This is a genomic window from Ktedonobacter sp. SOSP1-85, assembly GCF_016587415.1.
GTDB lineage: Bacteria > Chloroflexota > Ktedonobacteria > Ktedonobacterales > Ktedonobacteraceae > Ktedonobacter.
This window is the reverse complement of sequence record NZ_BNJI01000003.1, coordinates 757,053-782,834: the sequence shown is the minus strand read 5'-3', so window position 1 is coordinate 782,834 and position 25,782 is coordinate 757,053. Positions and strand designations below refer to the sequence as shown.

Annotated in this window: 28 protein-coding genes and 1 pseudogene; 10 read left to right on the top strand and 19 right to left on the bottom strand. The window is 51.1% G+C overall.

The genetic code is table 11. From position 1 onward, the window contains the following. Positions 1 to 79: 79 nt before the first annotated feature. Positions 80 to 874 (top strand): enoyl-CoA hydratase family protein, encoded by a 795-nt coding sequence (locus tag KTE_RS41585; RefSeq protein WP_201392547.1) that lies wholly within the window; start codon positions 80 to 82, stop codon positions 872 to 874. A gap of 121 nt (positions 875 to 995) precedes the next feature. On the opposite strand, the gene KTE_RS41580 is transcribed toward KTE_RS41585, so the two are convergent. From KTE_RS41580 to gvpA, 7 genes are all read right to left on the bottom strand, one after another. Beyond that, the gene (locus tag KTE_RS41580) at positions 996 to 1,157 is read right to left on the bottom strand and encodes a hypothetical protein (protein WP_201375110.1); all 162 of its coding nucleotides are present in this window, start codon (positions 1,155 to 1,157) and stop codon (positions 996 to 998) included. A gap of 291 nt (positions 1,158 to 1,448) precedes the next feature. Further along, positions 1,449 to 1,691, bottom strand: a complete 243-nt coding sequence (locus KTE_RS41575; protein WP_201392546.1) for a gas vesicle protein GvpG — start codon at positions 1,689 to 1,691, stop codon at positions 1,449 to 1,451. 14 nt (positions 1,692 to 1,705) lie between these two features. Further along, positions 1,706 to 2,467: a GvpL/GvpF family gas vesicle protein gene (locus KTE_RS41570; RefSeq protein ID WP_201392544.1), complete on the bottom strand. Its 762-nt coding sequence runs from the start codon at positions 2,465 to 2,467 to the stop codon at positions 1,706 to 1,708. Between the two features lie 29 nt (positions 2,468 to 2,496). After that, the gene (locus KTE_RS41565) at positions 2,497 to 3,507 is read right to left on the bottom strand and encodes a GvpL/GvpF family gas vesicle protein (protein ID WP_201392542.1); all 1,011 of its coding nucleotides are present in this window, start codon (positions 3,505 to 3,507) and stop codon (positions 2,497 to 2,499) included. A gap of 9 nt (positions 3,508 to 3,516) precedes the next feature. Beyond that, the gene (locus KTE_RS41560; RefSeq protein ID WP_201392540.1) at positions 3,517 to 5,634 is read right to left on the bottom strand and encodes a CDC48 family AAA ATPase; all 2,118 of its coding nucleotides are present in this window, start codon (positions 5,632 to 5,634) and stop codon (positions 3,517 to 3,519) included. A 1-nt stretch (position 5,635) separates the two neighbouring features. Further along, positions 5,636 to 6,442, bottom strand: coding sequence for an Hsp20/alpha crystallin family protein (locus KTE_RS41555; RefSeq protein ID WP_201392538.1), 807 nt, complete (start codon positions 6,440 to 6,442; stop codon positions 5,636 to 5,638). A 180-nt stretch (positions 6,443 to 6,622) separates the two neighbouring features. Next, positions 6,623 to 6,838 carry a gas vesicle structural protein GvpA gene (gvpA, locus tag KTE_RS41550; RefSeq protein WP_201392536.1) on the bottom strand — a complete coding sequence of 72 codons (216 nt, stop codon included), beginning with the start codon at positions 6,836 to 6,838 and terminating at the stop codon, positions 6,623 to 6,625. Positions 6,839 to 7,224: 386 nt separating this feature from the next. Between gvpA and KTE_RS41545 the strand changes: the two genes are divergently transcribed. The 7 genes and pseudogenes from KTE_RS41545 (at position 7,225) to KTE_RS41520 (ending at position 10,256) form a co-directional block, all read left to right on the top strand. After that, positions 7,225 to 7,491, top strand: a complete 267-nt coding sequence (locus tag KTE_RS41545; RefSeq protein ID WP_201392533.1) for a gas vesicle protein GvpO — start codon at positions 7,225 to 7,227, stop codon at positions 7,489 to 7,491. A gap of 13 nt (positions 7,492 to 7,504) precedes the next feature. Further along, positions 7,505 to 8,314 (top strand): GvpL/GvpF family gas vesicle protein, encoded by an 810-nt coding sequence (locus tag KTE_RS41540; protein WP_201392531.1) that lies wholly within the window; start codon positions 7,505 to 7,507, stop codon positions 8,312 to 8,314. Between the two features lie 9 nt (positions 8,315 to 8,323). Continuing rightward, positions 8,324 to 8,479: pseudogene (gene gvpJ / locus KTE_RS50295) on the top strand (gas vesicle protein GvpJ); the annotation flags it as partial. Between the two features lie 285 nt (positions 8,480 to 8,764). Continuing rightward, the gene (locus tag KTE_RS50290) at positions 8,765 to 9,046 is read left to right on the top strand and encodes a gas vesicle protein K (RefSeq protein WP_374226887.1); all 282 of its coding nucleotides are present in this window, start codon (positions 8,765 to 8,767) and stop codon (positions 9,044 to 9,046) included. A 96-nt stretch (positions 9,047 to 9,142) separates the two neighbouring features. Further along, positions 9,143 to 9,412: a gas vesicle protein gene (locus tag KTE_RS41530; RefSeq protein ID WP_201392527.1), complete on the top strand. Its 270-nt coding sequence runs from the start codon at positions 9,143 to 9,145 to the stop codon at positions 9,410 to 9,412. 99 nt (positions 9,413 to 9,511) lie between these two features. Continuing rightward, positions 9,512 to 9,763 carry a hypothetical protein gene (locus KTE_RS41525; protein WP_201392525.1) on the top strand — a complete coding sequence of 84 codons (252 nt, stop codon included), beginning with the start codon at positions 9,512 to 9,514 and terminating at the stop codon, positions 9,761 to 9,763. A gap of 139 nt (positions 9,764 to 9,902) precedes the next feature. Continuing rightward, a complete protein-coding gene (locus tag KTE_RS41520; RefSeq protein WP_201392523.1) occupies positions 9,903 to 10,256 on the top strand; it encodes a hypothetical protein in 354 nt (117 codons plus the stop codon). A 45-nt stretch (positions 10,257 to 10,301) separates the two neighbouring features. Here KTE_RS41520 and KTE_RS41515 read toward each other — a convergent pair whose 3' ends face one another. Together KTE_RS41515 and KTE_RS41510 are read right to left on the bottom strand one after the other, a co-directional pair. Continuing rightward, complete coding sequence (locus KTE_RS41515; protein ID WP_201392521.1) at positions 10,302 to 12,056, bottom strand: serine/threonine-protein kinase; 1,755 nt, start codon at positions 12,054 to 12,056, stop codon at positions 10,302 to 10,304. Positions 12,057 to 12,234: 178 nt separating this feature from the next. After that, a complete protein-coding gene (locus KTE_RS41510) occupies positions 12,235 to 12,648 on the bottom strand; it encodes an ester cyclase (protein WP_201392519.1) in 414 nt (137 codons plus the stop codon). A gap of 349 nt (positions 12,649 to 12,997) precedes the next feature. Between KTE_RS41510 and KTE_RS41505 the strand changes: the two genes are divergently transcribed. After that, on the top strand, positions 12,998 to 14,152 hold the full coding sequence (locus tag KTE_RS41505; RefSeq protein ID WP_201392517.1) for an RNA-guided endonuclease TnpB family protein: 1,155 nt from the start codon (positions 12,998 to 13,000) through the stop codon (positions 14,150 to 14,152). Positions 14,153 to 14,338: 186 nt separating this feature from the next. On the opposite strand, the gene KTE_RS41500 is transcribed toward KTE_RS41505, so the two are convergent. Further along, positions 14,339 to 15,388, bottom strand: coding sequence for a S66 peptidase family protein (locus tag KTE_RS41500; RefSeq protein WP_201392515.1), 1,050 nt, complete (start codon positions 15,386 to 15,388; stop codon positions 14,339 to 14,341). A 282-nt stretch (positions 15,389 to 15,670) separates the two neighbouring features. Here KTE_RS41500 and KTE_RS41495 point away from each other — a divergent pair, with 282 nt between their 5' ends. Then, entirely contained in the window at positions 15,671 to 15,916 is a 246-nt protein-coding gene (locus KTE_RS41495) for a hypothetical protein (RefSeq protein ID WP_201392513.1), read from the top strand. 72 nt (positions 15,917 to 15,988) lie between these two features. Here the strand turns inward: KTE_RS41495 and KTE_RS41490 are convergent, their stop codons facing one another. The 9 genes from KTE_RS41490 to KTE_RS41450 form a co-directional block, all read right to left on the bottom strand. Beyond that, entirely contained in the window at positions 15,989 to 17,788 is a 1,800-nt protein-coding gene (locus KTE_RS41490; RefSeq protein WP_201392511.1) for an ABC transporter ATP-binding protein, read from the bottom strand. After that, on the bottom strand, positions 17,785 to 19,533 hold the full coding sequence (locus tag KTE_RS41485) for an ABC transporter ATP-binding protein (RefSeq protein WP_236600966.1): 1,749 nt from the start codon (positions 19,531 to 19,533) through the stop codon (positions 17,785 to 17,787). Before KTE_RS41485 ends, KTE_RS41490 begins: the two co-directional genes overlap by 4 nt. A gap of 224 nt (positions 19,534 to 19,757) precedes the next feature. Next, positions 19,758 to 20,249 carry a hypothetical protein gene (locus KTE_RS41480; RefSeq protein ID WP_201392509.1) on the bottom strand — a complete coding sequence of 164 codons (492 nt, stop codon included), beginning with the start codon at positions 20,247 to 20,249 and terminating at the stop codon, positions 19,758 to 19,760. A 179-nt stretch (positions 20,250 to 20,428) separates the two neighbouring features. Then, positions 20,429 to 20,905 (bottom strand): hypothetical protein, encoded by a 477-nt coding sequence (locus KTE_RS41475; RefSeq protein ID WP_201392507.1) that lies wholly within the window; start codon positions 20,903 to 20,905, stop codon positions 20,429 to 20,431. Positions 20,906 to 20,926: 21 nt separating this feature from the next. Continuing rightward, positions 20,927 to 21,259 carry a hypothetical protein gene (locus KTE_RS41470; protein WP_201392505.1) on the bottom strand — a complete coding sequence of 111 codons (333 nt, stop codon included), beginning with the start codon at positions 21,257 to 21,259 and terminating at the stop codon, positions 20,927 to 20,929. Between the two features lie 26 nt (positions 21,260 to 21,285). Then, entirely contained in the window at positions 21,286 to 22,236 is a 951-nt protein-coding gene (locus tag KTE_RS41465; protein WP_201392503.1) for a S9 family peptidase, read from the bottom strand. Between the two features lie 30 nt (positions 22,237 to 22,266). After that, positions 22,267 to 23,043: an SDR family oxidoreductase gene (locus KTE_RS41460; protein ID WP_201392501.1), complete on the bottom strand. Its 777-nt coding sequence runs from the start codon at positions 23,041 to 23,043 to the stop codon at positions 22,267 to 22,269. Positions 23,044 to 23,312: 269 nt separating this feature from the next. Then, on the bottom strand, positions 23,313 to 24,299 hold the full coding sequence (locus tag KTE_RS41455) for a carbon-nitrogen hydrolase family protein (RefSeq protein WP_201392499.1): 987 nt from the start codon (positions 24,297 to 24,299) through the stop codon (positions 23,313 to 23,315). 370 nt (positions 24,300 to 24,669) lie between these two features. Beyond that, positions 24,670 to 25,545 (bottom strand): pentapeptide repeat-containing protein, encoded by an 876-nt coding sequence (locus KTE_RS41450; RefSeq protein ID WP_201392497.1) that lies wholly within the window; start codon positions 25,543 to 25,545, stop codon positions 24,670 to 24,672. Positions 25,546 to 25,782: the final 237 nt, after the last annotated feature.

The window sequence follows — 25,782 nt, the reverse complement described above, 5'->3', positions numbered from 1 at the left end:
AACTGACGATGAAGCAGGAACAACTGACCGCTTAAGGGTGGGTTCGCTCACCTTTGAGTATGAGAAAGGTAGCAGCTTTATGAGTTACGACTTTCTTTATGAGGTAGGTGAGGATGGAATCGCTCACATTACACTTAACCGGCCCGAGGTCATGAACGCCCTGACCTTTGATATCTACGCCCAGTTACGTGACCTCTTCGTTGAACTGCGTGGCAACGACGAGGTGCGTGTCGTGGTGCTGACAGGCGCGGGCGAGCATTTCTGCTCCGGCGGGGATGTGCATGGAATTATTGGTGAGCTATTTAAGCGCGACATGAAGGGGCATCTGGAGTTTACGCGCATGACAGGCGCGGTTGTGCAGCATATGCGCCTGCTCGACAAGCCCATTATCGCGTCCCTTAATGGCATGACGGCAGGCGCGGGCGCCGTCCTGGCCCTGGCCTCAGACTTACGCATCGCCTCGGAGAAGGCGCGTATCGCCTTTCTCTTCTCGCGTGTGGGTCTGACAGGTGCCGACATGGGGGCGGCACATATGCTGCCGCGCGTGATTGGTATGGGGCGCGCCACCGAACTCTTGATGTTTGGCGATACCATTGATGCCGCGACCGCCGAACACTATGGACTTGTTAACCGCGTCGTTCCGCACGAGGCGTTGCAGGAGACCACTCTGCAATGGGCGCGCAAACTGGCCCAGGGTCCACGCTTCGCCCTCTCTATGACCAAGCACATGCTCAACGCCGAACAGCACATGGACATCGTCTCAGCGCTGGAGGCCGAGGCCCAGGCTCAGGCCTTGATGCTCATGGGCGAGGACCATCGCCTCTTCTACGAAGCGGCCAAGGACAAGCAGAAACCTAAATTCACTGGCCGTTAGCTTTATAGAAGGGGGATGTGCGTGTGTTTCTCGGCAGAAACCCGAGAAACACACGCACATCCCCTCTATTTTAAGCGCGTCTGGCTTTCTGGCAGGCCAGGAGAGGATTCAGGGGAAGCATTTATTTCCCTTTACCAAAAATGCCCAGAAATTTTTTTTGCGCTTGCTTTGTCTTGGGTGCCTTGGGCCTGCCAAAGGAAATCAAAGGTTTTTTATTACCTCTCTTCCCTTTACCAGCTGAATTCGTCATTTTGCTCCGACGTTTGGGAAATAAGCTAGACATAACTCACTCCTTCATCTATGTATCTGACTTATCTTCTTCTGGCCTCTTTGTCCAGAGAAGTAAGAGCTATCAGATATAAGTATACAAGCGACCAATAATACTGAGTCTCATACCTCCGAAAGAAGTTATCTTTACTGGCACCTGTATACTAAACATGGTCTGGAGGAAGGCATGATCTCTTGCGGACAAAGTGACTGCAATGGAAGACTTTCTGTGTCTTTCAGGACCTTATCCCTGTCAATTGTGATCTGGTCATTTTCGCAACACAGCCTTTCACACAGCCTCTAGTCTTTATTCGTCTTTATTCTCCCTGGCCATGTTGAGTCTTTCCATAAGCCGGTCCTCTCGCTCATGATACTCCTCTTCAGTGATTTTACCGTTATCGTACAAGTCCTCTAGTTGCACCAACCCCTCCCTGATTTTGGACTCGTCGGTTAATTCTGCCTCCGCCATCTCGGCAATTTTCTTGAAGATCCCTATCAAGCCTTTTGCCGGAAGCATGAGGGCGATTAAGAAACCAGTAAGCATTAACATGGGCAAAGCTCCTCCTACCAATGAATCACGATTTCTACGAAATTGAATGGGACGAGAGAGGACGTGTACTTCAAATTTGTTTTCTCTCCGTACTTCTCTCCCAGGCTATGTACTTTTTCATCAAAAGCACTTTCCCTTTCCCTGAAGGTCAAAAAGGCCGTGTTCAATATGTTCATGTCTCCGTACAACGAATTCTCTTTCCACTTAAGACTGAGCGGCTTCAGGGCTTCAAGTAGCTCTGTACCTTCTCTTTGTTTCTTTTCCGCCAGTGCTTTTTCTACCAACTCTCCCACTTTTACAGCTCCTGCATATCTTTTCTGCTTATCTTTTTCTTTAAGCAATTTCTGCTTTAGTGCTTTAATATCTTTGTGTTCTTCAACTATTTCCGCGTAAACCGCATCTTTATCCCTCCAAAGTGCTCTTATGCCAAATTCCATTTTATCTGACATATCCTTTAATAAATCAACAAATTCCTGATAGCGACCTTTGAGCACTTTATCTATGATTGCATCCTCATTTTCGGCAATCGTACAGAATTTTACGGGTAAGACAGTGCCTTCTTCTACCGCTCTGTCCAACACTTTCGCGTGTGCAAGTGCATTATCCCTGGTCACCGGATATTTGACGACCGGCGAGCAGGAAATAACGGCTGCTATATCCTGGTAGGGTAGGGTATAGACGGTATCGTTTCTGTCGCCAATACCGATTGGCCCCAACTCTTTCTTTTCCCCATCTGCCAAAATGCCATAGAGATAGCGGCCTTCTTGGTTGTTCATCTTTTTCACCTTTCGTTATCTTGCTGGGATCAGCTATCCCATTGAACGTCTTCTTTCCATCGATAGACCTGCGTGTGTATCAGTCCGCCCTCAATGAAATTTCTCAGCGTTCTGTGGGCATTTTGAATCACCTGAAACTCCTGAGAGGTGTCTCCGCTTGTTTTATCAGGATGGTATTTTTTTGCAAGCTGGTAATATGCATCACGGAGAGCTTCCTCCGTTATCTCTCCAGTCAAACCAAGCGTGTTTTTCGCCTCTTCGACTTCTTCTGGATCAATCCTTTTAAAAAGAATTGTGGAGAAACTATAGGGAGGAAGTGGACCTACCTCACGAAAATAGACAGTATTCTCCAATTTTTGATCCAGAGAATGAATGGCATTATCAAAAGCCTCCTGATTTTTCTTTTCCAGCAAAAAAGCAGCATTGAAGATCATATCATCATTTATCATATCGTATGGACAAATATCTACTGATTCTTGTTTAAGATCTTGCAATATTAATTGTTGGTATTTATTCTTTTCTGTCTTCAGAGCTTGATCAATTAATTGGCCAAGCAGAACCTTATCCTCTATACTCGCCTGCTCTCCTTCCGACGCAATTTTCTGTTGCATTTCGCGAAACTGCTCGTTTTGACGAGCAAGAATTGCAAGGACTGCTGGCTGTTCCCACGTGGCCACCACATCCTGTTCTATCTTCCCCTCCACTTTGTCTAACTCATTTCTCAGCAGAGTGTAGCCGTTTTCCAGAAATTCGATGACTCGATCTTCGGTTTCTACCATGGTCCCAAATTTCACTGGCACAGTGGTAAAACGGCCCATTATTTTCTCTATGACCCGTTCGTGGGTGAATAAGTCTTTGATGACTTTTTCTTTACTCAAGGAGTCATAGACCACTAGTGGGTTGTGGGAAATAACAGCGGCTATATCCTTAAACCCTATGGTCAGGACATTAGAGGCTGTAGCATCGCCAATGCCAATCGCGCCAAACTCTTGGTGCTCGCTCGTTTTAATAATGCAGTAGATATATATGCCATTTTGCATATTTTCCCCTTAAAGACGCGTTACTGTGCCTTGCATTGCCTCACTAAAATGCCTCTTTTCAATAGTTAATTTCTCTAAATCTTCTTCTTTGCTTTCTAGAAACTCCCGTATTGCCAGAAGACTGGCTTTCTGGCAAATGGAAGCAATTTCTGCCCCGACCATATTCTCAGTTTCCATGGCCAGGCTTTTTGGCGTGACGCCTTTACCTAAGGGCTTCCCTCTTGTATGAACCTTAAAGATCTCCTCCCGCGCTTTCAAATCAGGTTTCGGCATTTCAATTACAAAATCAAACCGTCCCGGTCTCAACATGGCCGGATCTATCAAATCCGATCGGTTGGTACTTGCCAGCACCAGCACGCCCTTCAACTCTTCAATTCCATCCATTTCGGTTAAGAACTGGGCAACTACCCGCTCGGTTACCTGCTCGCCTGTTGTTTTTCCCCGCCGAGGGACGAGCGTTTCAATTTCGTCGAAAAACAAAATGCAGGGGGAAGCCTGCCTGGCCTTTTTAAATACTTCACGAATGCTTCGCTCGCTTTCACCAACAAATTTTGAAAGCAATTCTGGACCGGAGACCGTGATAAAGTTGACTTCCGCTTCTTTGGCAATCGCCTTGGCCATCAGCGTCTTTCCCGTTCCTGGTTCACCAGTTAAGAGAATCCCCTTGGCTGGCCTGGTATTTGCCCTGACATACACTTCAGGATGATATAAGGGATCTCTGACCGTCTCTTTCAATATTTGCTTGACCTCATCCAATCCACCGATGTCGGAAAAATCGAGTTCTGGTATCTCCGTAAAGAACTCGCGAATGGCGGATGGCTCGATCTCACGCAGCGCATTGAGAAAATCCTCCATGCATACCTCGAGAGAAAGGATGTCCTTTTCTGGCACTACTTTCCGTTCAAAGTCTATATTAGGCATCAGTCGACGAATGGCGTGCATTGCTGCTTCACGCGCTAAAGCTGCAAGGTCCGCTCCCACAAAACCATGAGTTAAAAACGCCAGCCGTTCAAGGTCAACATCATCTGCTAATGGGATGCCCCTGGTGTGAATCATGAGAACTTCGCGTCGCCCATTTTTATCCGGGATCGGAATAACAATTTCTCGATCAAAGCGACCGGGACGGCGAAGGGCTGGATCAAGAACATCAGGTAAATTGGTCGCGCCGATAATGATGATTTGCCCCCGTTCCTCCAAACCGTCCATTAAGGCCAACAGTTGGGCCACCACTCTACGCTCAACCTGTTTTTCCTCTCCCAAACCTTCTCTTTTCGGCGCGATCGCATCCAACTCATCCAAAAATAGGATAGATGGAGCACTGTTTTTGGCCTTCTCAAAGACACTCCGCAGGTGCGCTTCGGACTCACCATAGAACTTATGGATAATCTCCGGGCCGGAGAGCTGGAAAAAGGTGGCATCGGTTTCATTGGCGATCACTTTGGCGATCAATGTCTTGCCACAGCCAGGTGGACCGTGTAAAAGAACTCCTTTGGGAGGATCAACGCCTAAGCGAGCAAAAATATCAGGAAAACGCAACGGGAGCTCTATCATCTCTCGAATGCGCTGCGTCTGATTGCCAAGGCCCCCGATATCTTCGTAAGTCAACCGTGCCTCTGCTGCCTTTCCCTCACCTTTGATAGCAATAGTGGTTCGTGGCGTGATCATCACTGCTCCGGTGGGCCGGGTATCCAGCAGGCGGAAGTCCTGCTTCTTCGAGCCTAAAAAGGTAGTTTGAACTCTATCCCCGGCAATCACTGGAATAGCTGTAAGTTGTCTGGAAAGGTAAGCTGCGTCTGTCGTCGTTCTATCAATTAAGGTCAAAGGTGAGAGGGTCACTTTTTCTGCTTCGGCGATAGTGGTCGTGGCAAGTTTCACCTGTTCGGTAATCCCTGTTTGCGCGTTATCCCTGATGATGCCATCTATCTGGACAATGCCACGCCCCCGTAGCTCAGGAAAGGTTGGCATGATCTTAACAACTGTTTCCCGTTTGCCTTTGAGGCTCACAATCTCCCCCGCGTCGCTAATGCCCAATTTCTCCATCACTTCTGGATCTATTCGGGCAATGCCACGCCCCACATCCCGCGGATTTGCTTCGACTACCTTGAGTTGAACTGCCGTCTCGGACATGTTACCCTTTACTCATCCTTATCTCTAAAACGCCGTTTCTATATTTGCTGGTCAGGGTGCTGGCATCGACCCCTTCGGGTAAGACCACCTCTCGTGCATACTTGCGTCCCCTGCCAGCAGCAGAGAGCACGAGGATGTCTCCTTTGACCTCGGTGTGAATTTGCTTTCCCTCCACTCCTGGCAATTCGATGATGATTAAGACGTGATCTTTCTCATCAAAAACATCAGCTAAAGGCTGAATCTCCTCCTCAACGACTGGGCCATGAGCGGTCTTTTTCACATTGCCAAATGGTTCCACGACCGGCTTTCCACCAATACCCTGTTTGACAGAGAAGCCATAGACACCTTTGATGCGCCCTGAAGGACTGGTAAATTCTCCTTCGCGTCTCTCTTCTCCCCTCCCTTCCTGCTCCATTTTGGCGACAAAATCGACCAGGCTTCCAAGCCCTTGAAAAATGTCGCTGACCGTGAGTTTGCCGAGACCAAAATCAATTTCTAGTTTCTTCTTTTGATCGTCATCTTTCTCTGATGTATTGCCCTCCTCCTCCTTTTGTTTTCCCTCCTGCTCCTCTTTGAGTTGGGGGATCTCGCGGTTCACCGCCTTAGTAATTTCGGCGAGCCTCTCTTCTATCTGAGCTGCCTGCTGTGTAAATTGCTGAAGCTGCTTTTCAAGGACGCTTTTCTCAACATCCAGTTGACGCTTCTCCGAAGTCTTCTCGGTTCCACTATCACGGCTTGAAAAAGCCTCAATAACATCTTTGATACCAAGTCCTTTTTTGATATCACTCATCCCCTTCGGTCTCTTCATAATTCATCCTTCTCTTCCTGTGAATAAGAAGAACATCTCTCTTCTTCCCACTGTGAAGCAGGGAATCAACAGAGCATCCCCCCAAGAGGAGCGTACATTCTCAGTCAGGGGATGACCACGGTTGCTAGAGATGTGATCGTGGAATATTACCAGGATACCTTTAAGATGCTTTCTCACTCTTTAGGCGGGAGCGGCAGTAGCAGTGAGTCCAATAGCTTCAGCATACTTGAGATATGTCTCCACGGAAGCAACGACTGCTCTGGCTTCAATCGATATCACCTCGATGCCTACAAGTGAGACCCTGATCCAGGCATCAATGACGATCCCTTTATCAAGAATACGATCAATTACCTCAGCAATGCTACCAGATGCTGGTGCTGCCTTTTCTACGGGCATGGTTGTTTACCTCCTCTGGTCCAGTAACAGGGACTCCTTTTTGCTTCATATGAATGCCTTAGCCAGCCCAGCTGCTAAAAACTCACATTTAGAAGCAATTGGCATAAATCCCCCAAAGTGCTCATCCACTTTGTTACTTTATCTGTCTTGTGTACACGTTCATTATTTCTAATAAGTTACAGATTAATGGGCTAATAGGAGAAAATATGATTATATTTTTAATTGTGTGAGTTATATAGATGAGGCAAAACACGCGTTGATGAACTTGAAAATCTTCTTATACTGAATTATACTAAATTAGAAGCAGCGGTTCGATGCACGGTTGGAGCTATCCTGAGAATTTTTCTTGTTTGTGACAACTTCAAGACTTTGGAAGGAGATAGAAATTGAACATCACCACAATTAGAGATAGAACCAAGAAATTCTTGAGAGAAGCTCTGGAAGCGAAAGAACTTGGCGAGGAGATAAAAATCATTGGCATTGACAAGACCGAGGATGGTTGGGTTGCCCAAGCCGAAGTGGCAGAAAGAAATATTGCTCTGCCAGGTCACGCGGTATTTGAAAAAAAGTATTACGTTGTCAAACTGGATAGTGAGCTTGAAGTTGTTTCCTTTAAGCAGGTGAAAAGTATTGGAGAGCAGGAGGAAGAATAGAAAGGCTCAAATTATGCTTTCTCACAATGGGCTCTATGCTTATGGACTGGTCAGCAAAAAACCTGAGCATCTTGATATTTTGGGGATAGATAATCAAAACAAAGTCTACCCCGTGTCAGAAAACGATATGTGCGTAATGGTGAGTAAGATTGATATTGATGCATTTCAAAATCGAATTAAAAACCTGGTTTCTGAGTTGACGAGCGGCAAGGATGCTGTCCAGCAGGGGGCTGCGGAGCTGTTACAAGCCCACGAGCACGTAATTGATACGCTTATGCAGGATACTACCGTTATTCCCTTCAAGTTTGGCACTATTTTAAAAGATGAAAAAGCTGCCTCACAGATGCTACAGGACCAGAAGGAGGATTTTCAAAGTCTTCTCGCTAAATTTATGGGCAAGGTGGAATGGGGAGTGAAGGTCTATGTCAATAAACAAGCCTTGACGAAGCATCTTATGCAGAATGAACCCAAATTCATCGGTCTGCAAGAGAAACGAGCAAAATTATCAAGAGGAGCTGCCTATCTCTTTGACAAAAAAATGGAGGCAGAAGTAAAGAATGCCGTCGCAACTCAACTTGCCCAGATCACTGAAAGAATTTTTCATGAGCTAGAGAGAAATGCGTTTGAGGCAAAGTTGAATACTATACTGCCACAAAAAATGACAGGGAAAAAGCAAGAGATGATACTTAATGCAGCCTATTTAATTGAAAGGGGGAGAGAAGCTCTTTTTCGCCAACAAGGGATACAGTTTGTTGAGGAGTATGGTCCCTTAGAATTAGAGCTTGAATTTTCTGGACCATGGCCTCCCTATAATTTTACGTAGGGATAATCTATGAACAGTCAGGAGAGCCTGAATAACGAACAAATACTTGAGAGTCAACATTTTACGCTTTTGGAACTTTTGGACAGGCTCCTTGATAAAGGAGCGATGGTGAAAGGAGAGATCCTGCTCTCTGTAGCTGATATTGATCTTGTTTACCTGAACTTAGGACTCTTACTCTCCTCGGTAAAAACCGTTGAGAACGCTGCCAGAAGAGGTAGCCAAGCAGGCTGGCTCGCTCGCCAACCTTCTTCCCAGGAAGCGTTTTTGAATGAGCGACCCTTGAGAGAAGAGGAAAAGGAGGTTCCACCAGCACCTTTGCCTGAAGAAAAGAGCCAGAGGAGTAGTCATAAGGGGAAAGAAGAAGCATCAACTTCTTTGGAGGAAGAAGAGAGGCGAGGTGAAAATGATGAAGAGTCCATCGTTAGAGCTCTACCATCAGTCAGTGATCCCATTGCGAATCAAACAACGAAGTCAAAAGCGAATATCGACCCTAAAAACGTAGAAAAAGGCCTGGCCAAACTCGTATTAACGCTGATTGACCTCATACGCCAATTGATGGAGAAACAGGCAATCCGCCGCGTAGAGGATGATCAGTTAAGCAGCGATGAAATCGAAAAAGTAGGAAATGCTTTTTTACTCTTAGAAGAGAAAATGGAAGAGCTTAAAGAGACATTTGGTCTCACGGATGAGGATTTAAACTTGGATTTAGGTCCGCTGGGGGATCTTTTATGAGCGCTTTCAACTGCTCAATACACCGCGATTTCGCGAACAAAGGAGGACATTTTTTCGGATAGAGCAAACCAGAGTAGGAGTGAGAAGAGGTTGTCTATGCCAGAACAAATGAGCCGTGTCCAAACAGCGAATTTAGCTGATGTCCTGGATCGAGTTCTTGACAAAGGACTGGTGATCGTTGGAGATATCAAGATTAACTTGGTAGACGTTGAGCTTTTGACAATCAAAATCAGGTTGCTGGTCGCCTCAGTGGATAAGGCAAAATCGATCGGCATTGATTGGTGGGAGCACGATCCATTTATCTCTTCTGGTAAGAAGAAGGCGCAACTTGCCGCGGAAAATGGAGAGGAAGCCGAAGGGGGGTGAGGTTAATCGCATGTGGCTGACAAGTCACTATCTTTGCTACTCTCGTGTAGAGGAAGGATCGAGGAAGGAATCTGCTCAGCGAAAAGGAAAAAACAAACCATGGCAAAAACTTTCGATGTTTCATTCTCTGGTGAGGCAGCATCCATATTAGAGCATGCCAAACACGCCGCCGGCCAGGCGGGAGCAACCCTGAGAGGGGACGAAAAGAGCGGCGCCTTTTCAGGCAAAGGAGTTGAGGGTCGCTACGAAGTAAGCGGCCATACGGTTCATGTGACAATTACCAAAAAACCTATTGTTGTCGCTGATTCCGTTATTGAGTCAAGGCTCCGAGATTTCTTTAAAGAGCGATAACTGTTTCATTTGATGTGTGCGCCACGTGCGGCGGCAGGAAAAGAAGAAGGAGAGGAGAGGGCCCCTTGCCTCGGGCTGCTGTCCTCTGCTCTGTATATGCTTTACTGGGAAGCGGCGATGACCGTAGAGGGAGAAGTTTATGCGTACAAACATTGCGATACCGGCATTCGCGTTAAGGGAAATCTGTATCGATGTAGGGAAAGTATTAAAATTCATACGCTTTGATGTATTTGATGGTCGTATTGTTATAAAAGCTCTGGCATTAGGGAGAGTCGAGATAACGATGAAATTTCGCCCCTTTGCAGAGAACGGCAAACTCGTTCTCCAGGACATAGAAGTTGAGGGAGCGCTCTGGCTTGCGAATATGTCTAAACCCTGGATTGTGTCAAAAATTCAAAAAGCGCTTGAAGAAAGCTCAAAAAAGGTTTTTATCCATGATATCTCCACCGTATCAGATAAAATCTATCTGTCATTCTCTCCACGCAAAAATTGATCGGTTCTGAGTTTTTTGGACCGTGTTGCGAAAAGGCATTGTCAATTATGACCAGACCTTAAGATTTTGGAAACTGGCCTCCACAGGCGCGTTCTGCGCATCTGCTAAAAAACCAATATGGCCGCTACGGTAGGTTGTGTCCTGTATAGTACTCTGTAAAACGCCATTGATGTAGAGGTCAAAGGAGCCATTGTGGGCGTAGAGGCCCAGAGTATTGCTCGCTCCTGTCCCCGTTTTGATATCTGAGGACTTATTGTTTATAAGCATGCGGGCGTGGACGCGTGTATTATCGGTATAAACGATGAGCTGGTAGCTACCATTCAGGTTAATCTGGAAGGCATAGCACACGCCCTCACCTTGCTGCTCATCGAAAATCACACCACCAATATTTCCCTTCAGCATGCGCATATCGACCTGGAGCTTGAAATTGGCCTCGTTTGTCGCGCCAGCCGTACAGGTTGTGAAGTCGCTCAGCATCGACTGGCTGACGTGATAGGCCTGTTGTTGAAATGCGCATTTACCCGGCCCATCCTTGCTAATCTCCCAGTTGAAGGCGGCTCCATTATCTGCCAGCGAACTGCTAAGCGAGGGTTTGACGTTAGTTGTGAAAGTCGCCGCTGGATTTGCTTGAATGACGTTCGGCGACTGTGTGCTCGGTTGATTATATACAAGGAAATAGCCCAGCACGCCAATGATGCTCAGTCCAATCAGGAAACCCAGCAGGAGGAGCATAAGTGTGCCTGAGCCTGAACGTTTGCGCCTTGGCACGACAGGCTGAAAGGCTGCGCTCACCTGACTGCGCGGCTCAACATTTTGCCAGGCATTCTCTTCTGGCCCAACAGGCTGGCGCCTATACATAGGTACAGTTTGCTCGCCTGTATGATAGAGTTTCACGGACCTTTGAGCCTGGACCGCGATGGCGTCGATGGCATTTATATCAGGGGCGTGCGCCAGGGCGCTCTTCAAGGCCCACGCGAAGTCAGTCACATCTGGATAGCGCTCACCCGGCTCTTTGCGCAAAGCACGTAGTAATACGTTATCCGCTGCCTGAGGCAGGTTAGGATTAAGCGTGCTGGGTAGAGGTGGCGTGACGTGAGCATGCTGGTATGTGAGCTGAGCCTTGCCGCCACGGAAGGGTGTGCGGCCCGTGAGTAGCTCATAGGCCATGACTGCGAGCCCGTACTGGTCGCTGGCGTAGACTGGGTGACCTTGAAGCAGTTCTGGCGCCATATAAGGTGGCGTGCCTCGAATCTGTGTGCTGGTCGTCATCATCGTTGCCAGCCTGGCGATGCCGAAATCCGAGAGAAAAATATCCGGCAGCCCCACAACCTCCGTATCTTGAACGCGAATCAGAAAGTTAGAGGGCTTCACATCGCGGTGAATAATCTCGCGGTCATGAGCATGTTGCAGTGCGCTCGCGGCTTGTGTTACCAGGTGGGAAACCTCGTGTGGTGGTCTGGGCACCGTACCCCGCTCGCGCCACCACTGCTCAAGGGTTCCATCCTCAAAATACGGCATCACCATGTATGCCAACAGCATGCGCCTCTGCATCTGCTGCCCCGAATCGAAGAGCTGCACAATATAGCGATGGTTCAGGCGTGCGATGGCTTGAAGTTCGCGCCTGGAGAGCTGAATATCCCTCTCCACATCCTGTTGTAGAGAGGTATCAATTTTAAGCACCTTAATCGCGACATAGCGTGGCACACGTGGATCTTCAGCCAGGTACACCTCGCCCATGCCGCCATTCCCCAATACATGTAGCAGCCTGTAGTGTCCAAGCGTAGAGCCTTCCAGTTGCATCCTCGTATCCTTTACACCCGCCATGTAGATCTGTAGGGATAGTCCATTCTATAACCTGCCTACTATTGTATGACGCGAAAGGATGCCGTTTTTCAAAACGTGTTTTTCAGATTCGTAATTAGATGATGTGGTACACCGTGGCAGCCTGATGGCTGCCACGGTGTACCACATCATCTAATTAACCACCGATGGGCATGCCAAGCTGCTGAGCCAGGTTCAGGCCGTCCTGGGAACTCCACAGCTCGACGATCTTGCCATCGGCGATACGTAGGAAGTCCGCGCCCGTCAACACAATCTCTTTGCCTGTGGGGGGAAAGCCTGCGAACATGCCCTTATGCCTGCCGCGCCTGGCGAAGCGGAAGGCGACGATATCACCCTCGCCAATCATATGCGTGACGGTATGGGTGGCATCGGGAAAACCACTGCGAAAAGTAGTGACGTTCTCTTTGACGCCTTCGGGACCTGGGGCCTGGTGTGGGCGCGTATGATCCATAAAATCGGGTGCCAGGACTTCTTCCGCGATATCCAGGTTGCCCGTATCCCACATCTCCAGATACCTCTGGACAACGGCTTTATTGACTTCAATGCTCATCAGAGTCTCCTTCTCTCCCCGCCCGACGCTGCTAAAGCACGCGTCTACATATCATGGACCAGATGTAGACGTGTGCCCTGTGCCCTTTATGGGTATTTGGTAGCGCCGGTCAGCAGCCTTTTGCATATCGTTATGAGTGTAGTTACTCTATCCACTGCTTTTTATACTTCCAACCACAGCAAATAGTTTCTACCCCGGGAAAGAGCTTTCAACAGTTCTCAAAAAGAGAGGAGAATGTAGGCAAAGCGTGGCAAGATGCCCATAAAGTACCTTCTCCTAGACAGATGCGAAAAAACGTTCTATGCTAGAAGCAATGTGAGGTTTTGACATCTATCAGGAGCGGTGGGCAATGATTCGCGCGCATAAGATACGCCTGCATCCAACAGAAGAGCAGAAAGGCTATTTTGTCAAGGCTGCAGGTGTTGCTCGTTTTACCTGGAACTGGGCACTGGCGGAGTGGAACCGGCAGTATCAAGCGGGCGAGAACCCAAAGGCCCTGAAATTAAAGAAGCAATTCAACCAGATCCGACGGCAAGAGTACCCCTGGACCTGGGAGGTCACCAAGAATGCCTCCGATCAGCCGTTCCTCGATCTGGCAAAAGCCTGGGCCGCGTATTTTGACGGCTTGAAACAGGGAAACAAGACCGGTCGGCCCACATTCAAGAGCAAGAAGCAAAGCAAACTGAGCTTTTATCTGGCCAATGATCAATTCGAGCTTGGGGACCATCGGATCTGGATACCTAAACTCGGCTGGGTGAATATGGCAGAGACATTGCGCTTTGTGGGCAAAGTAACAGGCGCGCGCATTACCAAAACGGCAGACTGGTGGTTTGTCTCGATTCAGGTTGAACTCCCGGATGCGATCCCAGCAAAGAAACCGGCTGCCTGTGGCATCGATGTCGGACTGAACCGATTGGCGACCTTGAGTACCGGCGAGGGATACGAGAACCAGGCCTTCCTCAAAACGGCACTCAAGAAACTTCGTCAGGCGAACAAGCGGCTCCATCGTCGCACACGGGGCTCAAAAAATCGAGAGAAAGCTCGCCGACAGGTGGCACGGTTGCATTATCGGATTACCTGTCTGCGCGATGATGTGCTCCACAAGTTGACGAGCAAGCTTGCCAACGGCTATGGAATCATTGGCATTGAAGACCTCAATCTCAAAGGATTGCTCACCAATCGCACGCTTGCTCGTTCCTTCTCGGACGCAGCGCTTGGCAAACTGTTCCAGCTGTTGACGAGCAAGGTAGAGAGCGAGGGTGGAAGGATCGTGAAGGTGGGGCGTTTCTTCCCATCGAGTAAAACCTGTTATGGGTGCGGGTGGAAGTGGGAAGAGATGCAATTGTCCGATCGCCTCTTTCTTTGTCAAAACGCAACGTGTGCTTATCACCACATTGCGCAGGACCGCGACCAGAATGCGAGTCTGAATATCTTGAGCGAAGCCCTTCGCTTGATCGGGCTGATTGATCAAGCCGTCGGCGGCACTGGCTCGGACGCGACGTAAAACGTGCCTGTGGACTTGGTGTAAGACGGCTTCCACTTCGGTGGGAACGCAACTGGGTGTGAAGCAGGAACAACGAAAGATGTGGGAAGGCTATGCATGCATACGTCTTACTACATTAATTGGAGCAGAAGGCCCCCAGTAGCCGCGTACGCCAGTAGCGGGACCCGCTACTGGCGTACGCGGCTACTAATACTGCACAAACACGCGCTTCTCGACCCCATCGATGCGTATATAACCACCGCTGGGCACCATGAACTGGGGATCGGTATGGCCAAAGTCCATGTTGGAGACGACTGGCATAGAGGGATGATACTCTTGCAAGGCCTTCAGGATGGCTTCCTCCTGCTCTCGATTGTATGCGTCTTTCTGCTCGGCAGAGAGCTGGCGATCAAAATTCCAGGCCTTGGGACGTCCCATAAGCAGTGCGGAGAACTGCCGTAGCAGCCCACGCTCGCCCATGCCAATAAGAACGCGATAGACATACTCCGCCGAAGGCATCTCCTCAGAGGTCTCCAGGAAGAGCACGCAGTCTTTATAGTGCTCAAGCGGCTGGAGGTAGCGGTGTGCGCGCAGGTGGTAGTCGACAATTTCCAGGCAGCCACCCCAGAGCGTCCCCTCAATGATGCGTCCCGCGTTCTGCCATTTCCAGCCAGGATTGCTGAACATAGGCACGCGCAGGCGTAGCTTCTCTGGCTCTCCCCAGTTATAGCTCTCGTCGGACCACTCGGGCGCGGGCCTGATCTCAACCTCGCCTCCCTGAAAGAGGGCATGGCGCAGTGACTGTACCGTATATTCATCCATCGCATAGTAGCGACCAAACTGCGTCATGATCGCGCCCCCATAGTAGGAGACGATGCCCAGGTTCCAGAGATATATGTGCAGATTCGTGGCGTCGCTATAGCCCAGGAAGAGCTTGGGATGGGCGCGCAGCACCTCTGGGTTCAGGTGCTTTAATACCTTAATCTGGTCATCGCCACCAATCGAGCAGATAACAGCCTTGATCTCGGGATCTGTGAAGGCCGCCATGATATCGCGCGCTCGCGCCTCTGGAGATGTGTTCATCTTGCGAGTGCAGGGATATTCCACGGGTATCAGGCCAAACTCTTCGCGCAACCTTTGCAGGCCCAGGTCAAAGACCTCGGGAAAGATCTCGGGCAGGCCCGCCGAGGGTGAGAGTATAGCCACCTTGTCTCCGGGCTGTAACTTTACGGGATAGATAAATTGCTTGTTCTGCATATGTTATTGGCAGACCTCCTTGTGTCTCAACTATAAGTTCTTAGTGTAGCATGTGTGGGCAAGCAATCATGAGTAATATGGCTCTGATACGCTGTTGAGGTATTTTTTCCCTGTTATACCGGAGTTAATTTCTTAGGCGGCGTGACGTGTAGTGAGTAGGGCCATAGCAACGTTAGAAAGGAAGATGATAGTATGGCAGAGAGTAGTTCCCCATTAACAGGTCAAGTGCAAGATACTATTCGTGATTGTTTACGCTGTCACACAGCATGTATGGAGTCTGCAGTGATTGCTAAGCAGAAGCAAGCCGCACATGGCAACGTGATGCTTGACTGTTCAGAACTGGCCCTGGTCACAGCTCATATGTTGCTACGTGATTCTCCATTAGCTGGTTATGCCTGCCAGGCGTGCTCATCCGCCTGCGCACACTGCGCTGATGTCGCGAGCCGGATTGGAGATACCGACTGTGCTAATGCCAGCCGTGCCTGTGAGAATGCCTGTACTCAACTAGTCAAGATGGTACCCTTCTAGGGTCTCTACCCTAAAGGGTACAGGGTACACGGCTACTTACAAGATGGGGCGAGATAGAGTAAGACCCAAGCCTCACTCTATCTCGTCTTTTAGCCAGAGATAGCGCATTTCTGAGCTTTGGTCCAGAACCTCTTCGAGACGCCCGCAGGCCTCGATATAACCCTCCTTGAGTACGATGACCTGGTCGGCGCGTTGTAGTATGGCCCGGCGATGCGAGACAACCAGGCAGGTGTGCTGCTCTTCGCTGAAGAGGCGCTCCCAGAGCCGTGCTTCGGTAGCGACATCTAGAGCGCTGGAGAGGTCGTCGAAGACCAGCAGCTGGGCGGGACGTACCAACATACGTGCCGCCGCGCTTCGCTGGGCCTGGCCCCCGGAGAGCTTGACACCTTTGACGCCAACAACCGTCTCCAGGCCAGCCTCAAGTTGTATCACATCCTCCTCCATAACCGCATTTTGTATAGCCTTATGTAGTTGTTCCTCGCCTACGGGCAGGCCAAGCAGGATATTCTCGCGCAGGGTATCGCTGAAGAGGTGCGGCACTTGTGGCGTATAGGCGCAGTGTGGAGGGACGAAGAAACTGGCGGACTCGGCGACTTTGACGCCGTTCCAGGTGATCTCTGCCCCTGCTTCTGCTGGTAGGAGTCCCAGTAGCGTACGAAGCAGCGTTGTCTTGCCCGAGCCCATGCGGCCCGTAATCACGGTAAGCGTGTTGCCTTTGATCTCCAGGTTAATGCCAGTAATGCCGCGCCCGGTGTCGGGATAGTGATAGGAGAGATTGTGTGTCTGTAAGATGTGGAGTTCCGAGGCGAAGTACTTGGCTGGCAGGGTAGTTTGAGGCAAGGGATGCTGAAGGTAGAGTTCGGCAGGCGCGATCAACGCTGTGTCGGGTGCGCCCTGGAGCAGCGCCCGCAGGCGGGTGAGCGAGACGCGTGTCTGCGTGACCTGTGCCAGCAGAGTGCCGATGCTTTGTACAAAGTTTGTAATATTGCCCAGGAAGGAGATGAAGAGCGCGATATCGCCCACGCTGAGGTGCTCGCTACCACGCGCGATGGCTGCCAGGATCAGGATGGCGCCGATGCCGATCCCAACCGTGTTACCAAAGAGCGAGTTCAGGGCTGCGCTCAGCACGCTATCCTGAACCATCGCGCCATGTCGGCGTTTATTGAGGCGGGAGAAATGCTCGGTTACACGCTCTTCAGCTCCCGCAACCTGGATGGCCTGCACCGAGCCGAAGATCTCACCGATGGCTCCCGTTACCTCAGCCGTGGCGGCTCGGCTGGCGACCCGGTACTTCTCCAGGCGTTTCTTCATGCTCTGAACTACGATGACGACGCAGAGCAATGGCAGGAAGACAAAGAGTGTGATGCGCACGCTGGTATGGAGCATGATAACCAGGGCGATGCTGGTAAAGCAAGTCAACGCGAAAACGTTTAGTAGCCTGCTAAATAGCTGGGCAAAGATCTCGATATCGTCGCGGAAGCCGCTGATGGCCTCGCCTGTAGAGCCTGGAAGAGGCCTGGCACCGGGTCGCTCCAGGATGCGCTTGAGTATATTATGGCGCAGGGTTTGTGTGGTTTTAAAGAGCGCAGTAACCAGGGCGTGGTTGCCAAGGGAACCCAGAATTGCCCGCGCCAGGGCCGCCAGGATAAATGAGAATGGGAGGAGCCAGAGCGCCAGGTCTGGCCCGCTTTGCTGTTGCAACCTGTTGAAGAAGACCTGGAGTAGCAGGCTAAAGGCCAGGCGTCCTGCCAGAAAGAAGGAGAGTGGAAGCAGCTCGCCAGTGGCATAGCGCCACGGCTGCTGGCGTAGTAGGAGCCAGAGCATGTGTGGCAGGCTAAGGGTCTGTCTTGTCGCTGTCTGTGTCATAGTCATGCCAGAGCCTCCTCCAGACCTAGATGCAGGAGTTGCGCGAAGCGTGAGTCGGGATCATGCGCAAGCTCTGTGCGTTTGCCATGTTCCACGATACGCCCTCGCTCAAGAATCAAGATCTCATCGGCGCGCTGGACCGTCGAAAGGCGGTGCGCGATGATTAAGGCTGTGCGCCCGCTGAGGAGATGGTTCAGCGCGCGCTCCATCAGACGCTCGGTTGCCGGGTCCAGGCGCGCCGAGGCCTCGTCGAGAATGATCAGCCCCGGTTTATGCAGGAAGATGCGCGTCAGGGCTAGCAATTGTGCCTCGCCAGCCGAGAGTCCGCTTCCATCCTGGCCGATAATCGTATCCAGGCCCGCTGAGAGCGAGTCGTACCAGCTCTTCAGGCCAACCTGCTCGATCTGTGCCAGGATATATGTGTCGCTAAGAGCGCGATCAAAGAAGGTCAGGTTATCGCGTACCGAGGCGTGAAAGAGCTGTACATCCTGTGTTACAAGCCCAACATGGCGACGCAAGTCGCGCAGATAAGGCTCTCGCAGTGAAACTCCGCCCAGGCAGATGCTCCCCTCCTGCGGATCATAGAGCCGGGCGAGGAGGCGCGCCAGCGTGGTCTTGCCACTACCGGTGCGACCCAGCAGGCCAACGACTCTTCCCGGCTCCATATGAAAGCTAATGTCATGCAGCACCTTCTGCCCAGGTGTATAGCCGAATGAGACCCGCTCAAAGTCGATGGCGAGTGCTCCCTCTGGCAGAGGCGTTCCTTGTCCATCTGAAAGGAGGGTTCGAGTTTGTAGCAGCCCCTCAATACGCTGGATGCAGGCCTCTGCCTGCTGTAGATCCTGCATATGCATTTGGATAGTGTCAAGCGGTTGAGACAGCAGGTCGGTGTAGCGAAAGATAGCGTAGATCGTGCCTACAGCAATCAACTTCATGCTCCACAGGTAGACGCCGATAAAGAGTGAGAGGCTGGTGCCGCAGACGAAGAGGAAGAGCACAGTCACATCCAGGTTGTTTGTCATAATAAGCGTTCGCCGCTGGATGGGAAACCAGGCGCGAATAACCTGGTAGAAGCGCAGCATCACATAAGGTACGGCGCCGTTGCCGCGTAGGTCCTCGCTGCCCGAGAGGTGCTCGCTCAAGAAGCCGAAGAAGAGCGCGCTCTGCTGGCGATTCTCTTTCCACAGGGGCAGCACGCGACGCCTTATAAGTGTGATTACTACGAGCATCGTCGCCGAGAAAGCTACCATTACGATACCAAGTAGCCAGTGAATAGTGAAGAATATGCCGAGAATGCCTGCCAGCAGCAGCAGGTTGATCAGTAGCTCGACGAAGAATTGCGAGAAGAAATTGGAGAGCGCGTCCACATCGCCATCGATGCGCTCGATTAGTTCACCGGAGCTACGCGTCTTATGAAACGATAGGTCAAGCGCGAGGCAGTGGCGCACCAGATCGGTCCTTAGACGGTTAGTAGCCGTCCAGGCGATAGTGCCACTCAGGTAAGCGCTCGATATGGCTACGCCCTGCGTAAGGAGTGCAATGACGATATAGGCGCAGCCAGTGAAGAGCAGCACCGTGATATCGCCGCCCGCGATAAAGGTATTGATGAAATATTCAATGATCTTAGGGCTGCTTAATTGCAGCCCGATATCTACCAGTAAGATACATGTCAGAGCGAAGATTTTTGGCCCCTGTGGCCTGAGGTAGACAGAGAGTAGCGCCAGGTAGCGCCGGACAGGGAAGCGCACCATCAGCTCCTTTCACAGCAAAAAGAGACAACGAGGTCCCACGGGGACTCAACTACGTGAGATGCTCCAAAGAAGGAAAGTACAAAGTTCAAACCATGAGGAACGCGAAAAAAACGCGCGAAGACTATTATAACATATGCATGAGTTGGTGTGTGGATGGTTAGAAGGGTGTGGTCCAGCTCGGGCATTTGCCCGAGCTGGACCACACCCTTCTACTCCTCAGCGAGCTAGCGAGCCGGGATGGTAAGGAGTGGACGGAGCAAGAGCCAGAGGAAACGCGACATCAAGGCTGTTATACAGAGCCAGATGCCACTAAAAACGTAGAGCCAGAGCGCCTCCTGATCAGTAAGGAAGCTCTGGGGATTTTGCGGCATGTACCAGAGTGAAATGTGCTCGCCATTAGTATAGAGGTTATTGCAGACACCTTCACGCGTCTCGCGCACGGCCTTTCCCTGCTGATCTGAAAACTGGAAGGCAAAAATGGCCGTTGTGGCGTTGTCGCCTTGAGTAGCGTAGTCATCAGCACCGCACGAGGCCACTTCTTTTGCGATGGCGCCTGTCTCTACGCCGCCAATTCGTACCAACCACGGTGGGATGCCTAGCCAGCCCGCCAGGCCAAGCAAGATGAGGAGTATAAGTATACAGCCTGCTGTAAGGAATAAATGGATGCTTCTCGGCAAAAGAATATTTGCCGTCTGCCTCTTGTTTACCAGAGCCATGGATCTTTCTCCAGTCAATACATTGTGTTGGCTTTAGAGTCCTTTTGTTCTTCATATGCATAACGTTGCCTGCCTGCACTTTTTGCCTGCGCGATGAATTTCTTCAGTATGTGAACTTGTAAAGGAGACATTCAGGCCAGCCTGAAGCAGTATGCCGTCAATGTTATCAATCACACTTATCAGAACCCTGAAGCGCCGAGTAGATACGTCACAATCGATAATCTGTGATTGATAACGTGGCTCGCTATGTCGCGTAGCTCATAGAGTGCCTTATAGGCTGGAGTATGGATTATGGGTTGCTGGTAGCCAAATTCAGCAGCCCAGTCAGTAGCGACCTGTGCGAGATGGTCGTCGCTCAGCCGGGCAAAAAGCGTGGCGAAGGTATCTGTAAGAAGTGTGAGCGATTCCGTTGCGCCATCATACCAGAGTTCTTCCTGTAAGAACTCGCGGAAGGTTGAGGGAGCCTCAAAGCCGTGTTTTTGTAGTGTGATGGATAGGCGATCCAGGTCTTCAGGCAGTTGCAGGTGCAGCGAAAAGTCGGCCATAGGTAACCCCTCTAAGCGTGCAAAATACTGCTCATCATCCAGCGTGGTATCAGTGAAGAGGGCTACCAACTTCCTTGGCTCAGCCGCGTAAAATTCAATGCTTAATCCCATCCTTTATTCTTTTCCTATCGATCACACTAAACTGGCCTCAAAGTCACGACAATAGAAGCTCAGCTCTCCGTGTTCTGAGCTGATCCGATAGTTTAAGTTTTCCCATTGATGGTCTTTTATGGAAGTAATGTGATTGATGGCGAGATTGCGGCCATGTTGCAGTTGTATGTTAAGTTGTTCTACTCTGTGAAAGAGCAGGCGTAATGATTGTGGCTCAAGGCCGTATAATACGACTTCTACCAGCAAGCCCTCTTCAGCCTCCTCACCTGGATAGACGCGAATGTGCTCAAGGCAAGTAAAACGGCTCGGTTGAAGCGTATAGAAATGTTCAAGCAGTGGATCATTGAGTGACATCGTCTGTTGTTGCTCTCTTTTTCAGATTAAGTATCTTGTAACCAGCGATCAAGGAAGGCGTAGGCTTCGGTTTTGACATTAGAGGGGAAGCTGTGCCCAGCAGGGAAGATGAGGGCCTGGAAGTGGTCGGGCACACCTGCCTGAGAGTAGGCTTGCTGGGCGTGTTTGGCCAGGGCCCGCACTCCATCTATAGGGAAAAGGGGATCGTGCTCGCCTGCTGTAAGCATAAAGGGGCGCGGGGCCAGGGAGGCTACAAGGGCGTCCATGTCGCCTATTTCGAGCATGCCGGGGATGTAGGCAGCGAAATTATGATTGATATTGTCGCGCAGGATGGTGCGCAGCAGGCCAAAGCCACAGGAGGAGACGGAGGCACGTACCCGTTCGTCGTACCAGGTAAGCCAGAGTGTCTCCTGTCCACCGAGCGAGTGGCCGATAGCACCCAGGCGTGAGCGATTTACGTCTGGTAGGGAAGAGAGGAGATCGAGGCCGCAGGAGAGATCATGAAGATACTTTGCCTGTAAGTTTGAGTCGGAGAGGAGGCGTTTGGTGAACTCGAAGCGTTCATAATTCATGCCGTTGAGCGCGAAGTGCGCCTGGCGCTCTTCCTCTGAGGGCCGACGATCCTCGAAGCACAATTGATCAGGGCAGAGTACGATATAGCCACGGCGGCAGAGTTCCTGGCCGTAGAAATACATGGGATCACCAGCTACTCCAGCAGGTTCGGATTTCCCTAGCTCGAACTGGCCTGCGTGCTGGTGAATAGCCAGGATTGCGGGCCAACCACCTTGAGGAGCACCTCCTTTGGGTATGAGAAGCCATGCGGGCACGCGCTCGCTGTGTTCTACCGTGTAGGTCAGGGCTATACGTGTGTAGTCGCCCTCGTCTACGGAACTACTAAAGACTGGCTCGAGGGGTACATGCTCCGGAAAGCGTCCCAACCGTGTTAGTAGGGCCTGGCGTAACTCGATACTGGACATGACTTCTCTCCTCTCAATACCTCTGCTTGTTTACCAGGCCGTGGAGCCGCCGTCGACGACGATGGTTTGGCCGGTCATATAGGCTGCGGCGGGCGAGGCAAGCAGAACGATCACACCTTTGATGTCGTCGGGTGTGCCGAAGCGCGCCAGGGGGATACCCTCCTGCATCTGTTCGCCGAACTTGGCGAGCAGACCCTGCGACATACGTGTGGGGAACCAGCCAGGTGCGATACCGTTGACGGTGATGTCGTATTGCGCCCAGCTCGTAGCCAGGTCGCGGGTCATATTGATGATGGCCGCCTTGCTGGCGTGGTAGCCTGCTGCGCGCATATACTTGGGGTGCCCACCGGTCAGTCCAGCTACGGAGGCGATGTTAATAATGGTGCCACCCTTGCCACGCGCGATCATGTTTTTTCCTACGAGCTGGCTCATCAGGAAGGTGCCTTTGATATTGACATCAATCACGTGCTGGAACTTGTCCAGGGGCATCTCCTCGGCGGGCGCGCCCCAGGTGGCACCGCTGTTATTGACCAGGATGTCGATGGCGCCAAAGTGTTCCTGGGTGGCGACGACGACGCGCTCGACATCCTCTGGTTTGGTGATATCACATTCGAGGGCCAGGGCCTTGCCGCCTTTGGCCGTAATCTCGCGTGCGACCTCCTCGCAGGCTGCGAGCTTGCGCGAGCAGAGCACGACGTTGGCTCCTACCTCTGAGAGCGCCTCCGCGAAATATTCTCCCAGTCCCCGACCGCCGCCGGTGATGATGGCTGTCTTTCCATCCAGGCGAAATAGATCCAATACACTCATGCTAACGTCTCCATTCTTACTTGTTTGCTTCTCAACGCTGAGTCTGCTAGAAACGCTATTAATCACACTCTGGCCTGTCCTTCAGCCAGAGACGGAATCGCTCACACTCTGGCAGCGATTCCTGCTGTTATATCGCTTTTGCTAAATCTATCATACGACATCCAGAACCGAGATCGCTCACACTGTCTCTTTGTACCTGTGGTGATCGGATATAAAGGGGTATTGGTGGTTTGCGTACATAAACCACCAATACCCCTTTATATTATGCGTTACTCTTTGAAGTGTTTGCCCTGGGCATTGACGCGAATGAATGGATATTGAGTTTTTGTCTCAGCGAGAGCGCCATAGAGGTGAGGGCGACGGAAGGTATTGCCCAGGGCCTCGCGTAGGCGGAAGTCGCGCAGGGCTTCCAGGTCAAAACTTGCTATGTAGATGCCTTCGCCCTCACCAGCCTCGATCAAGAGCATATCCCGCGATCCCTGTGAGCTATAAGCGATCCCATCGAAGGCGATCGAGTGGCCGTTCTGCTGGGGCGCGGCATAGTTAGCCATTGCGACACCAACCATATTTTCGTAGGCCCGAGTGCGAAATTGTGTCAGCCGGTTAATCTCCAGTTCACAGGCGTTGGGTACCAGGATAATCTCGGCCCCTTGTAGCATAAGCAGGCGTGCGGTCTCAGGGAATTCGCGATCATAGCAGATCATGGCTCCCACTTGAATGGGGCCTTGAGCTGTGTCCAGCGAGCAGACTTCAACGGTATTGCCGGGTGTCAGGGCTGCTTCGCTCCAGCTAAAGGCACAGGTATGCATTTTGGCATAGGTCAGAACGATCTCGCCATGGCGATCGATTAAGGAGACGCTGTTGCGTGGTGCGCCAGGCCAGGTCTCCAGGTAGGTAAGGGCAATAGCCATCTGGAGTTCACGCGCGAGCTGTTGAAAGTGGCGAATAAAGGAGCTATCGCGAGCAATGGCCTGCCCCTGCCAGACGATGTCCGGGTCGGGCATGCCACGAGCGGCCAACTCTTCATGGTTCTGCCATTTCTCTGGTGCTTTCCACAGATCATCTTCAGGGGTGTCGGACCCCTCAGGAAGAGGTTGGGCGGATGAATAGCCTACATTCCACATCTCGGGGAAGAGCGCGATGTCTGCACCCATGGCTTGTGCCCGGCGACAAAATAGCTCACCTTTCACAAGATTGGCTGCCTGGTCCTTGTCACATGAAGTCATCTGAAGCAGGGCGATATGAAGTTGTTGCATTGTAATATATTCTACCTTTCTTGTAGTCAATTAATTGGTGGAAATTGTTAATGTGAATTGTTAATGGGGGTGTTGATAGAGGTGAGAATGGGTGGTCCACGAGGGAGGTAGACTTTGAAGAAGTAAAAGACACGATAAAATATGCGACAGATTGCGAAATATGCTCTATCTGCCTGGAGGAGAATGCTAGAAGATGTGTTGGCTAGCGCGTGTCAGCGTCAATAGTGTGCAATCATTGTAGTCTCTGTCTGTAGTGAATTTTTCTGTGAGCTTAGAGTAGCATCATGCTCATGATACTGTCAAGCAAATACTAGCCTTTCACAAGGTTTCACAAAGTTTGCTTTTGCGCCTCTGGTGCTCAAGGGTCAAACTATATGTGTGTAGTTTTTAAGGTTTGCCAATGTGTTGGGTGTGTGAGGGATGGCGGCAACTTTGTTTCGCTGTTGCCCCTGGCTGAGTCGAGTTGAGACTGAATGAGAAAGAGGCTCTCAGTGAGATTGGCTCCCCTGAGATCAGCGTCTCTGAAATCGGCCCCGATCAGGTCTGCCAGGCGCAGGTCGGCGTCTCTGAGGTCAGCCCCAATAAGATATGCTCCGCGCAAGTTGGCGCCCCTGAGATCGGCGCCTCTAAGTTTGGCTCCGATCAGGCCAGCTCCTCTGAGTTCTTTCTTCTTATGCTTGAATTCGGCCCGCACCAGTTCGCTCGCGCGTAGCAGCAGGTTATTGATCTCTTGCCGATGGGCCGCCATGTCCAGACTTATAAGGGCATCAGGGCTGTTGTGTGTGAGGCGTTCGGTTTCTTCCAGCGCGAGGCTAAGTTCCTGGTGGAGCGGGCGGGCTAGTTGCAGCGTCAGAGCTTCACTCAGATACCAGAGTAGCTCATGCAGGTCTCGCATGACTGGGAAGACTGCGAACATCTGCCGGGCGTTTTGTGGAGCCTGTCGCCAGTCCTGGCCACCGAAGGTAACCTGGGAGACCTTTTGCCCGGCGCCGAAGCAGTCATAGACGGTGCAGCCCCGGAAGCCCTGCTGTCTGAGGCGCGTATGGATGCCGCAGCGAAAGTTCGCCTGCAGATTGGGACAGGCCTGCCCCGCGTTTTTATTGATCGCGAAATCTACCGAGGCCGAGAAGGCAGGTGCGACACAGCATAGCGCGAAGCAGCGCTCACAGTCAGCTCGCAGGCCGAGGCGACCTCCTGCAACAGTAAGTTCTCTCTGTTCACGTTTTTTAGTCAATGGGCGCGCCATCCTGTCTTATGTCTATGTACTCATTGAGAGCGATAGTTTTTCCATGTGTTATTGTAACAGAATCTTCGCGCCTGCGGCACTTGTGGGAAGGGTGTATGGGTGGAAAGCGGGCCTTGCCCGCTTTCCACCCATACATCCCATGAGGCGAGCGTAGCGAGCCGAGGCAAGAACTGAAAAGCCCTGTATTAAAAAGCATCACTTGAAGCAGTGCATAAAAGGAAGTTATAATACATTCAT

Bases quoted from the DNA above. Each gene is read 5' to 3' on its own strand.
- KTE_RS41585 (WP_201392547.1), top strand. From the start codon at position 80: ATGAGTTACGACTTTCTTTATGAGGTAGGTGAGGATGGAATCGCTCAC.
- KTE_RS41580 (WP_201375110.1), bottom strand. From the start codon at position 1,157: ATGTCTAGCTTATTTCCCAAACGTCGGAGCAAAATGACGAATTCAGCT.
- KTE_RS41575 (WP_201392546.1), bottom strand. From the start codon at position 1,691: ATGTTAATGCTTACTGGTTTCTTAATCGCCCTCATGCTTCCGGCAAAA.
- KTE_RS41570 (WP_201392544.1), bottom strand. From the start codon at position 2,467: ATGAACAACCAAGAAGGCCGCTATCTCTATGGCATTTTGGCAGATGGG.
- KTE_RS41565 (WP_201392542.1), bottom strand. From the start codon at position 3,507: ATGCAAAATGGCATATATATCTACTGCATTATTAAAACGAGCGAGCAC.
- KTE_RS41560 (WP_201392540.1), bottom strand. From the start codon at position 5,634: ATGTCCGAGACGGCAGTTCAACTCAAGGTAGTCGAAGCAAATCCGCGG.
- KTE_RS41555 (WP_201392538.1), bottom strand. From the start codon at position 6,442: ATGAAGAGACCGAAGGGGATGAGTGATATCAAAAAAGGACTTGGTATC.
- gvpA (WP_201392536.1), bottom strand. From the start codon at position 6,838: ATGCCCGTAGAAAAGGCAGCACCAGCATCTGGTAGCATTGCTGAGGTA.
- KTE_RS41540 (WP_201392531.1), top strand. From the start codon at position 7,505: ATGCTTTCTCACAATGGGCTCTATGCTTATGGACTGGTCAGCAAAAAA.
- KTE_RS41530 (WP_201392527.1), top strand. From the start codon at position 9,143: ATGCCAGAACAAATGAGCCGTGTCCAAACAGCGAATTTAGCTGATGTC.
- KTE_RS41525 (WP_201392525.1), top strand. From the start codon at position 9,512: ATGGCAAAAACTTTCGATGTTTCATTCTCTGGTGAGGCAGCATCCATA.
- KTE_RS41520 (WP_201392523.1), top strand. From the start codon at position 9,903: ATGCGTACAAACATTGCGATACCGGCATTCGCGTTAAGGGAAATCTGT.
- KTE_RS41515 (WP_201392521.1), bottom strand. From the start codon at position 12,056: ATGCAACTGGAAGGCTCTACGCTTGGACACTACAGGCTGCTACATGTA.
- KTE_RS41510 (WP_201392519.1), bottom strand. From the start codon at position 12,648: ATGAGCATTGAAGTCAATAAAGCCGTTGTCCAGAGGTATCTGGAGATG.
- KTE_RS41505 (WP_201392517.1), top strand. From the start codon at position 12,998: ATGATTCGCGCGCATAAGATACGCCTGCATCCAACAGAAGAGCAGAAA.
- KTE_RS41500 (WP_201392515.1), bottom strand. From the start codon at position 15,388: ATGCAGAACAAGCAATTTATCTATCCCGTAAAGTTACAGCCCGGAGAC.
- KTE_RS41490 (WP_201392511.1), bottom strand. From the start codon at position 17,788: ATGACTATGACACAGACAGCGACAAGACAGACCCTTAGCCTGCCACAC.
- KTE_RS41485 (WP_236600966.1), bottom strand. From the start codon at position 19,533: ATGGTGCGCTTCCCTGTCCGGCGCTACCTGGCGCTACTCTCTGTCTAC.
- KTE_RS41480 (WP_201392509.1), bottom strand. From the start codon at position 20,249: ATGGCTCTGGTAAACAAGAGGCAGACGGCAAATATTCTTTTGCCGAGA.
- KTE_RS41475 (WP_201392507.1), bottom strand. From the start codon at position 20,905: ATGGGATTAAGCATTGAATTTTACGCGGCTGAGCCAAGGAAGTTGGTA.
- KTE_RS41470 (WP_201392505.1), bottom strand. From the start codon at position 21,259: ATGTCACTCAATGATCCACTGCTTGAACATTTCTATACGCTTCAACCG.
- KTE_RS41465 (WP_201392503.1), bottom strand. From the start codon at position 22,236: ATGTCCAGTATCGAGTTACGCCAGGCCCTACTAACACGGTTGGGACGC.
- KTE_RS41460 (WP_201392501.1), bottom strand. From the start codon at position 23,043: ATGAGTGTATTGGATCTATTTCGCCTGGATGGAAAGACAGCCATCATC.
- KTE_RS41455 (WP_201392499.1), bottom strand. From the start codon at position 24,299: ATGCAACAACTTCATATCGCCCTGCTTCAGATGACTTCATGTGACAAG.
- KTE_RS41450 (WP_201392497.1), bottom strand. From the start codon at position 25,545: ATGGCGCGCCCATTGACTAAAAAACGTGAACAGAGAGAACTTACTGTT.